This window comes from Budvicia aquatica DSM 5075 = ATCC 35567, assembly GCF_000427805.1.
In the GTDB taxonomy this organism is placed as follows: Bacteria; Pseudomonadota; Gammaproteobacteria; order Enterobacterales; family Enterobacteriaceae; genus Budvicia; species Budvicia aquatica.
On sequence record NZ_ATYS01000033.1, the window covers coordinates 51,421 to 62,644 of the forward strand.

11 protein-coding genes and 1 pseudogene are annotated in these 11,224 nt (G+C 44.4%); 8 read left to right on the top strand and 4 right to left on the bottom strand.

Annotated features, from left to right (window positions below; genetic code table 11):
* Nucleotides 1-1,425, bottom strand: a complete 1,425-nt coding sequence (locus YWE_RS0113950; protein ID WP_029095100.1) for a cytochrome ubiquinol oxidase subunit I — start codon at nt 1,423-1,425, stop codon at nt 1-3.
* A gap of 284 nt (nt 1,426-1,709) precedes the next feature.
* On the opposite strand from YWE_RS0113950, the gene YWE_RS0113955 reads away from it, so the two are divergent.
* The 3 genes from YWE_RS0113955 (at nt 1,710) to YWE_RS0113965 (ending at nt 4,819) form a co-directional block, all read left to right on the top strand.
* On the top strand, nt 1,710-3,119 hold the full coding sequence (locus YWE_RS0113955) for an aminotransferase-like domain-containing protein (RefSeq protein ID WP_029095101.1): 1,410 nt from the start codon (nt 1,710-1,712) through the stop codon (nt 3,117-3,119).
* A gap of 957 nt (nt 3,120-4,076) precedes the next feature.
* Nucleotides 4,077-4,361, top strand: a complete 285-nt coding sequence (locus tag YWE_RS0113960; RefSeq protein ID WP_029095102.1) for a transposase-like zinc-binding domain-containing protein — start codon at nt 4,077-4,079, stop codon at nt 4,359-4,361.
* A gap of 125 nt (nt 4,362-4,486) precedes the next feature.
* Nucleotides 4,487-4,819, top strand: coding sequence for a hypothetical protein (locus YWE_RS0113965; RefSeq protein ID WP_029095103.1), 333 nt, complete (start codon nt 4,487-4,489; stop codon nt 4,817-4,819).
* Between the two features lie 17 nt (nt 4,820-4,836).
* Here the strand turns inward: YWE_RS0113965 and YWE_RS0113970 are convergent, their stop codons facing one another.
* Complete coding sequence (locus YWE_RS0113970) at nt 4,837-5,385, bottom strand: MarR family winged helix-turn-helix transcriptional regulator (RefSeq protein ID WP_029095104.1); 549 nt, start codon at nt 5,383-5,385, stop codon at nt 4,837-4,839.
* Between the two features lie 113 nt (nt 5,386-5,498).
* Here YWE_RS0113970 and YWE_RS0113975 point away from each other — a divergent pair, with 113 nt between their 5' ends.
* The 5 genes from YWE_RS0113975 (at nt 5,499) to YWE_RS0113995 (ending at nt 9,873) form a co-directional block, all read left to right on the top strand.
* On the top strand, nt 5,499-5,732 hold the full coding sequence (locus YWE_RS0113975) for a thioredoxin domain-containing protein (protein ID WP_029095105.1): 234 nt from the start codon (nt 5,499-5,501) through the stop codon (nt 5,730-5,732).
* A gap of 132 nt (nt 5,733-5,864) precedes the next feature.
* Nucleotides 5,865-6,410, top strand: a complete 546-nt coding sequence (gene idi / locus YWE_RS0113980; RefSeq protein WP_029095106.1) for an isopentenyl-diphosphate Delta-isomerase — start codon at nt 5,865-5,867, stop codon at nt 6,408-6,410.
* 93 nt (nt 6,411-6,503) lie between these two features.
* Entirely contained in the window at nt 6,504-6,767 is a 264-nt protein-coding gene (locus YWE_RS31940; RefSeq protein WP_428829269.1) for an IS1/IS1595 family N-terminal zinc-binding domain-containing protein, read from the top strand.
* Nucleotides 6,768-7,171: 404 nt separating this feature from the next.
* The gene (locus tag YWE_RS29030) at nt 7,172-9,577 is read left to right on the top strand and encodes an S-type pyocin domain-containing protein (protein WP_029095107.1); all 2,406 of its coding nucleotides are present in this window, start codon (nt 7,172-7,174) and stop codon (nt 9,575-9,577) included.
* Nucleotides 9,574-9,873: a hypothetical protein gene (locus YWE_RS0113995; RefSeq protein ID WP_029095108.1), complete on the top strand. Its 300-nt coding sequence runs from the start codon at nt 9,574-9,576 to the stop codon at nt 9,871-9,873. The genes YWE_RS29030 and YWE_RS0113995 overlap by 4 nt, the downstream gene beginning before the upstream one ends.
* A gap of 684 nt (nt 9,874-10,557) precedes the next feature.
* Here the strand turns inward: YWE_RS0113995 and YWE_RS0114000 are convergent.
* Nucleotides 10,558-10,866 (bottom strand): hypothetical protein, encoded by a 309-nt coding sequence (locus tag YWE_RS0114000; RefSeq protein ID WP_029095109.1) that lies wholly within the window; start codon nt 10,864-10,866, stop codon nt 10,558-10,560.
* Nucleotides 10,863-11,224 (bottom strand): annotated as a pseudogene (locus tag YWE_RS30945) (hypothetical protein); the annotation flags it as partial. The pseudogene YWE_RS30945 and the gene YWE_RS0114000, both read right to left, overlap by 4 nt.

An 11,224-nucleotide genomic window follows, 5' to 3' on the forward strand; every position in this document is an offset into this window, starting at 1 on the left:
TTATTTTCCCCCTTCAGCATTATTGAGCGAGCGGTGTCCGGCAGAGATTGGAATGGTTGGCATATCCCGTTCACTTTCGGCGGTTTGATTTTCCGGATTGCCTTCCCCCTGATGAGGGCCTTTACGAATCAGGCGCATCATATAGCTGTACCCAATACCAAAGACCGAGAAATAGACCACGATAAAGGCAATCAGGCTGATGTTCATATGTAACTCTCCGTGGCCAGAAACGGCATCGCGGGTGCGTAACAGATTTTGAACAATCCACGGTTGCCGGCCTACTTCAGTGGTAAACCATCCGGCCAGAATCGCGATCACTCCCGACGGCCCCATCAGCAGAACAAAGCGCAGGAACCCGCGTGACTGATAAAGACGATTTTTAAGCCGCAGCCACAGGCCGATCGCTCCCAGTAAAATCATCAGCATTCCCAGTCCGGCCATAATGCGGAAAGACCAGAAAACAATGGTTGAATTAGGGCGATCGGCTTTAGGAAAGTCGGTCAGGGCCGGAACCTGTTTGTCTAAACTGTGTGTCAGGATCAGGCTGCCTAATGCCGGAATCTCCAGAGCATAGTGGGTTGTTTCCTGTTCCATATCAGGAATACCAAACAGGATTAAAGGCGTCGGTTCACCCGGAGGGTTGCGCCAATGGCCCTCAATAGCCGCAATTTTGGCAGGTTGATATTTCAGGGTGTTCAGGCCATGCATATCGCCGATGAGTGCCTGTATTGGCGATACAATCAGCGCCATCCACATTGCCATGGAGAGCATTTTGCGAATTGCCGGAGTGTCATTTTTGCGTAACAGATGCCAGGCGGCAGAGGCGGCAATAAAGAAAGCACTGGCCAAAAAAGCGGCGGTAGTCATATGTAACAGGCGATATGGGAATGACGGATTAAAGATCACCGCAAACCAGTCGACGGGTACCACTTGGCCGTTATGAATTTCGTAGCCCTGCGGTGTGTGCATCCAGCTATTGGAGGCCAGAATCCAAAAGGTCGACATAATGGTGCCCAGTGCAACCATGCAAGTGGCAAAGAAATGTAGACCATTACCGACCCGATTCCAGCCAAATAGCATTACGCCGAGGAACCCGGCTTCAAGGAAAAAGGCGGTTAATACTTCATATGTCAGCAGCGGGCCGGTGATACTGCCGGCAAACTGAGAAAAACCGCTCCAGTTGGTACCAAACTGATAGGCCATAACTAGCCCTGAAACGACGCCCATACCAAAGTTAACGGCGAATATTTTCGACCAAAAATGGTAGAGATCGCGGTAATCATTATTCCGGGTTTTAAGCCATAACCCTTCCAGCACGGCAAGATAACTGGCCATACCGATAGTGATTGCGGGAAAAATAATATGAAAGGATACGGTAAATGCGAATTGGATCCTCGCAAGATTAAATGCATCTAATTCGAACATGGTATGCCTCGGGCTAACATATGCTTCTCTGATAAATCTCTTAAGGTGTTCCGGCTGATAGTGGTGGTGAGCGTCGGGCTCGGAGGATGCTTTTGAACGATTTAGCCGGGGAATTGATAATAGAATGTAAAAAAATCAGTTAGTAGCAACAGAAAGGCAGATTAAAAGCATAACAGTTGGCGAAGCAATAGGGCATTATTGAGCTTAATTGTATGAAAATAAATATGAAATTGCGGAAGCAATCGTTATGATTGCGTCGTTAATACTCAACGCTGGTAATGACTGTGGCTAAATATGAAGTACTTGCCCGACGTATTCGAGAGCAGATAACGGCAAATATCTGGCAGTCTGACGACAAGCTGCCTTCTCTGCGTGAGCAGGCTGCCGCTTCAGGCATGAGTTTAATGACGGTAATGCACGCTTATCAGATTCTGGAAAGCCAGGGTTGGATAATCTCTCGCCCCCAGTCCGGATACTATGTGGCACCCAAGGCCGGATTTTTAACATCACCGGCCGGGCATCAAAAACTGGAACTGGCTGAGCAGATTGATATTAACTCATTTATTTTCGACGTATTACAGGCCAGTCGTTCTCCATCCATCATGCCCTTTGGCTCCTCTTATCCTGACCCCGGGCTGTTCCCTCGCCAGCAACTGACGCATTCCCTGAAAACCGTTGCTCGGACCATGGGCTCGCTAAGTGCAACTGATAACCTACCGCCGGGAAATGAAGACCTGCGTAAAACCATCGCCCAGCGTTACGCATTACAGGGCATGCAAATTTCACCGGATGAAATAGTTATTACTGCCGGCGCTCTGGAATCGTTAAACCTAAGCCTACAGGCTACGACTGAACCCGGGGATTGGGTGATTATTGAGAACCCGTGCTTCTATGGCGCACTACAGGCACTTGAACGGTTAAAGCTAAAGGCATTAGCCATTGCCAGTCATCCTCAATGGGGGATAGACCTCAATGCGCTTGAAGAGGCATTGAAAACCTACCCGGTTAAGGCCTGCTGGATGATGACGAACATCCAGAACCCGCTAGGCGTAACGTCATCTAATGAAAAGAAGCAGCAAGTCGTTGCGCTGCTACAGCGTTACAATGTGCACTTAGTTGAAGATGATGTTTATAGTGAGCTCTATTCCGGCAGTGATAAGCCGTTACCGGCAAAAGCGTTTGATGAAAAAGGTATGGCCATGCTGTGCTCTTCTTTTTCAAAAAGCCTGGTGGCAGGTTTTAGAATTGGCTGGGTTGCCGCCGGTCATATGGCGAGTAAAATCCAACGGCTGCAGCTGATGAGCACCTTATCCACCAGTGCGCCAATGCAACTGGCTTTAGCAAACTACCTTGCGACAAAAAGTTATGACAGCCATTTGCGTAAACTACGGCGAACGCTGGCGCAGCGTAAAGACATTGCTCTACAGTCATTGCATACCCATTTACCTAAACAGGTCAAAATTCATTATGCCCAAGGTGGCTATTTTCTGTGGATTGAGCTGCCTGCTCACCTTAATGCGACCGATCTTTACTACCGGGCGCTGGAGCACAAGATCAGCATAGCTCCGGGAAAAATGTTTTCAGCCAGTACTCAGTACAATAACTATTTCCGCTTTAATACCTCTTATGAATGGACTGACAAGAGCGAACAAGGCGTGATAACGCTGGCGGGGATCATTCGGGAGCTGCTCTAGCTCTCGATTCATTATCTGATAATAGCACCGGCAGAAGGGGAATATATGACCTCCCGCTTTATCCTTTTCTTCTGTTTTGTCGCGATATATTAACCCATTAGGGTGACAATATTATTACGGACAATCCTTTTTACACTCCCTGTCTATATTCATGTTATTCACTACGAGCTGCCAGCGTTCACATTGACTTGTTAAAGCGTGTTGTTAATTTATTTAAATAATTAACTTTGTGTTGTTGATTTATTCTTTCTTATTTTTGGTTTAATAAATTTACCTATTTTTACTTTAAGTTTTTAAAATTATCCACTCATTATAATGCGAACGCTAATCTATCGAAATAGATTGGTAAATATGAGTATGGAAATGAATTATATTGTTGATATTTATTGATTTTATGTTTTCGTGTAATGATTTTAATTTTCATTTTGATCGCTACTGACGATCGATTTGTTTTTTATGATAGCTTTTTGCTATTTTATTGTGATATTTTAAGGTTCCAATGTATCCATCTAAAGAGTTGTCGTTTATTATCTCTTTATTAAATTGGTGAGTGTGTTTTTTACAGATTTAAATAACATTGTTATCATGCTATTTATTCAATTTTAAATAAAACTTAAGCGTGTTTAGTTTTTATTTTCTGGGTTGAAAGTCATGAGCAAGGTTTATCATATTGTCTGGAGTAGTGTGCAAGAGGTGGGTTGCAACTTCCGATTTAGGGCGTGTAACAAACAAAAAGTAAAAATAATAATGCTCTTGTACATGTATCCGGGCCAGACCTGCTTATGGTCACATTATTGAATACATATTGTCGTCAGCCTTAGCTGTGGTTGGCGAAGACGGCTATAGCGGTTGTTACTGAACGATGAGTACTACAGTGTAATTTTAATCAACCAAAACGAGCGCGTAGGGCTGGATTTCTGCACGTTTTATTATAGGTCATATAGGGAAGGGATTGAGATGAAGATATGGCGACCACTCTGCCACCACTGTGGTGTGCAAGGGCATGCAAAGAAGAACGGTCTGGCACTGTCGGGGCTACAACGCTATTTTTGTACCGCTTGTAAAAAGACGTTTCAGACACAATACATTTATGCGGGAAATACTCAGGAGATTGAGCGCCAGGTGCAAAGGCTCTCTAACGAAGGACACCCGCCTGAATATATTGCACGTTTACTGAAAGTGGGTATTAAGATGGTCAATAAGTGCTTAACGCCGGATGAAGCTATGGCCGAGAGCAAGTAAGGTCAATGTCTGGTGGTTTTTAGCATGAGTGAAAAAGAGTTCAGGGACGGTATCCTATACTGCATATGAGGGGGTAATATTGTTGTTGGCAAACCTGCAAGGCAACACGATAACCGGATCTGAACATGACGATTTCACTGATTACTTATATCAAGGCTATTCATCATCAGCAAACCAGCGTCTCGATCAGCGACAGAGAGTCTTATACCCGCCACTACACTGACGGTGAGGCTGAAATAACCACGATTGAAGAAGTATTCCGTTTTAATAACGGGGTGGTTATCCGCTATGCCATTGAACGGGACAATGTTCCCTCGGGCCCAGAGGTGATGTGTGAAGAGTGTTGGATAAGCTATGAAGTAGCCGATGCTGGCGCGCTGGAGATTCGGCCTGTGCGTAAAGTATTTAGTCATCGCTGTCAGGAATTGTTTTGGCTGAAGATTCAGGCAGGCAGTTGACGGGCTTATCGCTCACTTTATTGTGGCTCAAACTCCCGACATATCAGGGTGATGCTTTCCGGTGGTAATAACGCTTGGGTTAAACCACAGAAAGGTTGTCCTTGCTGATGTTGATGAAAACGACAAAACTGGCATTCACCGAAAAGGCGTACGCCTTCTTGCTGCTGAACCTGCCGTAATAATCCCATAAGCTGTAACTTAAGCTTTTCACCACCGTAGGGTAATTCAGACTGTATTTTAGCGATGTTATCTTGTGATAGCGCTCCTTCAACGGCCTGTCTGGCTTTATCTGTCAGAAAAAGCAGGACCTTACGTTTATCTCCGGGGTAGGGTTGTCGATAAATTAGCGCTTTTTCTTCCAGCTTTCTTAAAGATTGAGAAACCGTTCCTTTCGTCAGGCCTAAATATTCGGTAACGGATCCGGGCGTGTTCGAATAATGGTTACAGCGCAGTAAATAATAAAGTGCATTAACCTGCACCGACGGAAGATCTGCTAACAAAGCATTACGACGAAAACCGCTCTGCTGTAGGTTTGCCAGCCTTTCTAGTATGTCAAATAGCGTCATGTTTCCCCCTGATTTTGGTTAATGGTATCGATTCGAAACCATATTGACAAGTAGGTAATGGTTACGTACCGTTAAGTCGTGTCGATTCGATACTAAAAGTAGAGGGATTAATCATGACTAAAGTCGCTACGTTCTATCATGCGGGTTGTCCGGTGTGTATCAGTGCAGAACACACCCTTGTGGATTTATTGGATAAAAGCATTAAGGTTGATATTGTACACCTTGGAGAACATCCGGATCGGATAGCGGTAGCTGAAGTTGCCGGAGTAAAAAGCGTTCCGGCGCTGGTCATTAATGGCCTGCCTTTGCATATTAATTTTGGTGCCAGTCTGAACGATCTGAAATAGGGCTTCAGGCAGTTTGAGCCTTGGGGCATATGTGTAAAATCCTCTTCTCTTGGGCGGAGGATTTTTTGTATTGAATTTGAATAGTCGGCACTGAGTTTAGGGATCGCTATCTGTTCAGGAGGGATAATGACAATACGGGAAGAGCGAGTTGTGCTGCTGGATGATAATCTTGAAGCCTGCGGCACAATGGATAAGGCACTGGTACATACGGCGGATACACCGCTGCATTTGGCTTTCTCCTGTTACATCTTTAATGCAAAAAATGAGTTGCTGGTTACCCGTCGGGCACTGAGCAAAAAGGCCTGGCCGGGCATCTGGACAAACTCGGTATGCGGCCACCCGATGCCCGATGAGTCTATTGACGATGCGGTAAAGCGTCGTTGTCTTTATGAGATGGGGCTGGTGATTAACACCGTAGATCTTATCGATCGGCAGTTTAGCTATCGGGCGACCGATGCCAGCGGGATTGTTGAAAATGAGCACTGCCCGGTGTTTTTGGGCTATACAACAGATATGCCTAAGGCAAATGCGCAAGAGGTGATGGACTACTTTTGGGCCCCGATAGATAAAATTATTGCCGGTGTTGCCGCCGTTCCTGAAGTCTTTAGCCCGTGGATGGTTGCTCAGTTGGCAAGGCCGGTTATTCGTTCGGCTATTGCTAATCTAGCTCGTTTCTAATCGTTATTAATAAGTATTCCGGTGTTTACTGCAGCGTTAGCATAATTACCGAACCCGGTTTGGCTTTCTTATACTGATGTTATTTCAGGATCAATAAAGCCTTGTTGCCACTATTGTGAAAATACAGACCATGTAAGAAAGCACGGGACCTCCCGGGCTCAAATTCAGCGTTATTTATGTACCGCCTGCAACAGAACGTTTCAGACCCGGTATATTTATCAGGGTAATGAATCTGATATTCATCGGTTAATTAAAAAATTATTGGCTGAAGGGAGAAGCAATGCTGATATTACCCGGCTATTAGGTATCAGCAGTAATGTGATTAGCCGCAGTATTTTGATTATGGCTGAAGACTAGTGATGATTTTAGGTGCTATTAGTCACCACGTTGGTTAGTTTTATGGGTTAAAAGCACGGAAATTAAATTTGATACACCGGCCTGTACAAAATACAGGTCGGTGTTTTTGTTTAGGCCTATCCCTTCGCAGCCTATCTCGCTAGTTTTTGGGCTGATGTCTAGCTTCATCCCCTCCTGATTATTGTCGATTCCTAAGGCGCCATGGCGTGATGGTAGAACTCACATTGTTGTCAGCTATCGGATGGGGGTTGTAAAACGGATGTCTATTTGTTCTGAGTAACGACTTTTTATCAACTAGCTGCAAATGGAGTTATTTAAATTATTGACAAATGATATTGATAATCATTATCATTTGCTAGTTGTATATTTATGCAGCAATGAGTTGTTTATCAGGAGAACACTTTATGGAAAATAATACTATTACTGAAAACACCATTTCTGATGGCTACCCCACAGTTGGGGATGGTGGACAAGTTGTTCTTACCGTTTGGCCAAAGGGCTATTCTCCACCTATTTATGATATTTGGGTTCCTCCCTACCATGGCTGGAGTAAACAGGAATGGGGGCACAATGATTGGATCGACGATACCCTCCCACCTGAAGAATCCAAAGCAGCAAATAGAGCCGCTGAAGAATGGGCTAAAGCCTATCAGCAGGAAAAGAATAAAGCAGATAGCTACTTAAATGATAAAAAGCAGCAACTATCTGCTGCTTATGCTGTTTTGGCGCAATCTCAGGCTAATCACCAATATATTGCGAGTCAACTGCAGCACATAAATGAAACTAGTCCTAAGGAGACATTAACATTACAACGAGAGCTCGCTAACCGAGCGGTTGATGCTGCCAGGGCAGAGATAGCTTTGAACACCGCCATCGTTGAACATTTGGTTGCGGAGTCTCACTGGTCTAAAATCATGAAAATTTATCCAGGCACAACGGCAGCAGAATCTCGTGAACGGAATCGCTTGGAGAGAGAGAAAAAAGTAGAAGCAAATACATTAGCTGGTTCGATAGCTCAGCAACAGCACCTACTTAACGCTTTAATTGCGGACGCAGTAGTAAAAAATACACAGCTGGAAGAATTTAACATTGTTGATTATGACCCAAGAGTTATCAGTGCAGAACAACAATTAGTCGCTGCTCAACATTCGCTAAGCCAGGCTATTCAGGATAGATCGGTAGCAGAACAGAAACTAGCCCATGCTCAGAGCGCTTATAGTATTGCCAATAATACTGCGGAGGGGCGTCTGCTTGCTAACCCCGCAGCTTATCCTTATAACGAAATTCTGCATCACTCTGTTTATGGTATTTCGGTACAGCTGACTATCAGTGTTGATAATATTTCATCATTACAGCTGTTATTGACTCAGGGTGGAACAGCATTTTCCAGTCCGATAACGGCACCTACGCCGGAAGGTGAGGCTATCGGTCGCTCCATTAATGATCTGATTGTCGATGGATATAACCGTTTGCGGCAACGTTTACAACAACGACAGGTAGAAATTAATCAAGCTACAAACAACATCAATAAAGCTCAGGGTGAAGTTAATTTAGCAAACCTAAGCGTGACAAATAATCAGAATACCTTGTCACAAAAAACACAGGAACGGGATGGTATTAAAAGCATAGTTTCTGAAGAAGTCAGAGTTAAAGAAGAAAGAGAAGCTAAAGTCAAGGCGGCACAAGGGCAGTATGAGCGGGCTCAACAAGCGTTGGCAGATTATAAGAACTACGGTTTCTATGGCTTATCCCAAGAATCATTACTTAGTAGTAGCACTGTCTTATCCATATCTGCTGGTGAAGGAGGCTTTGCTTCCTTTGGTAGTAGTGCAACGGCGACCGCAATAAGACAGGCGTTAATATCAATTTCTAATAAAAGTACTCAGTTCGTTGTTCAGTTTGGCCTTCGTTCTATTGAGTCTGCGATTGCCTCTCGAATGGCCGTCAGCGTTGGATTGATGTCAGTCGTCTTCAGCCCTTCAGTGGGTGAGGGCAGCGATAATGTCCCAGGTTTTTTCTGGGAGAAAGCTATGATTGGGGCTGTTCCCGCCTCTATGCTGACATTACCTCCGGATCCAGAACTGCGTAAATTGGCTAAAACCGTTGGTAGCATACCCTTAAATATTCTAGCCGTCCTGAAGCATCAAGGTAATATTCTTGAATTTAAATTAATTAGAACTCCGGATGAATATCCGATAGGTATTTTAAGCGCAGAGTTAGATAGTAGTACGGGCCTATATCAGGTAGCGATTCCTGATGTGGGGAGAACTATCCTGATAACACCGGCTAATCCGCCAAAGCCAAATAACCTACCACCACTGGTTCCACCTATAGAGCTAGGGACATTACCACTTCATACCGGGAATGATGTAACTTCTGATACTCTGCCGATGATTGAAGTTTACCCAGCTCCAGAAAGTCAGGAAGGAAAAGGTTGGGTATTGGTCTTCCCTGAAGATTCAGGGCTTGAAGCTATTTTTGTGATGGTCAGCCATCCACCAAAATCAGAGGTTCATAAACACAAGCATTATCCACCGAAAGGTGTTCCATGGTCGAAGATTGTCGAATCAACAAAAAATAAAGGGTACGCAAAATTTAAGCCAGAGATCAATATTCCAGAAATAGATCTTGATGTATGGAAAAACGGGGAGCCAATAGCTATGCACCTCGGATGGAAAGTAAAGAAATATGATTACGTCATTGGTGCTTATAACGGGAAGGAAACGGAATGGGTTGTTGTAAAAGAGTCCCAAGGAACCGTGCACTCTCATCCTATCAGTGTTCAACAAGTTAACAGGTACTTAAAATGAATATATATCCATCTGATATTGACCCGAAAAGCGGCAAGATAACTTATGCGTCTTTGTTTGAAACAAATTTTGAAGGAGATACCTATTTTATTGATGAGGACCTGCTGTTGATTGAATATGAAAACGACTTCGCAGTCGATGTGTCCTATCACCAACCGTTTAATCAATTGAGCGTTAGCGTTATTTATCAGAGTGACTGGATGGAACCGGTATTTAAAAGAGTTATAGAGGTTAATAAGGAACAACTTCTCAATACGCTTAAGCAAGCGATTGATATTGCAGAAAAAGGAAAATAAATATAGGTGAGTGAGGTAGTAATGGGATATCACATTATTAAAACGTTCGAAGTTCGATGAAGAGTCCGTATCTCAGAAAGCAAAAANCCAGCCACAAGGCTGGTTTCTCTAAATAGTGGTGCCCGGACTCGGACTAACGCCGCAGGCGTTTGAACAACGGCTTTGCCGTTGGCCCGCAGGGCGAGCCTGAAAGGCGAGTTATCTAACGAAGTTCGATGAAGAGTCCACCCCTCACAAAGCAAAAAACCAGCCAGAAGGCTGGTTTCTCTAAATGATGGTGCCCGGACTCGGACTAACGCCGCAGGCGTTTGAACAACGGCTTTGCCGTTGGCCCGCAGGGCGAGCCTGAAAGGCGAGTCATCTAACGAAGTTCGATGGAGAGTCCGTATCTCAGAAAGCAAAAAACCAGCCATAAGGCTGGTTTCTCTAAATAGTGGTGCCGGACTCGGAATCGACCTTTTGCTTTAATTTTATGATAAATATAAATTAATTTAAGTTTGATAAATTTTGTACCCTCATTTGTACCCTCACACCTCTAGCGTGGCTTTTTGGGGGGTAAAATCTGAAGATACTATATCAATAATAGCGGGGGAGATTTATTTCAGTAAGTTGCCCTAGTCAACTTCTTTCAGCAAACGATATGCACTGACTACAACTTACGACTAATGAGTTTAGTCAGTCGGTTCAGACTTCATCTGTCCCGATCACAAACAAGTAGGATAAAGGTTGCAACGCAGCCATATTTAAAGAGAGGTGCGTTCGGCACCATTCACTAAAAGCCGGCTTATCAAAATCCAATTGGTGACCACGGATAAACTCAAGGTCCAGTATGACATACTCCGCATTTGCTGAACTCTCCGTTGCCGGATAGAAAATACCTTCACTACCCAACGTTGTTAAATCGTTAAACGCCGACTCAGTCACTCGGGCGGTGTGTATCAAATCAACATTCTCCAGTGACTTCAGTGACAGTAAGCGAGCAATTAGGTTCATAGTTGTACCCCTGTAGATATTTCTGTAGGAAGCGTTATCACTATTGATAACGCTTCCTGCAACCAGTCGGCGACACGTTGCCATTCCGTACCACTGACATCAGACGTGATTTTCCAGACATTTGGGCAAGTGTGATGGGCCAGCAGTAATACGGCCATGACCATAAATCGGTAGGGATGACCGTGGGTATGACAATATCCCCGATCGTAGGGATGTCGATGTTGGTTCAAGATAAAGGTATCGCCGCTGAGTTGATGGTGATGCTCCCCGTTAAACACGATAACGCTTAGCCCTATCAGACTGTCATCGTAGCGCAGTGGCGTGATACCGGCACCGTTGCAGATAACGGGTGGTGGCT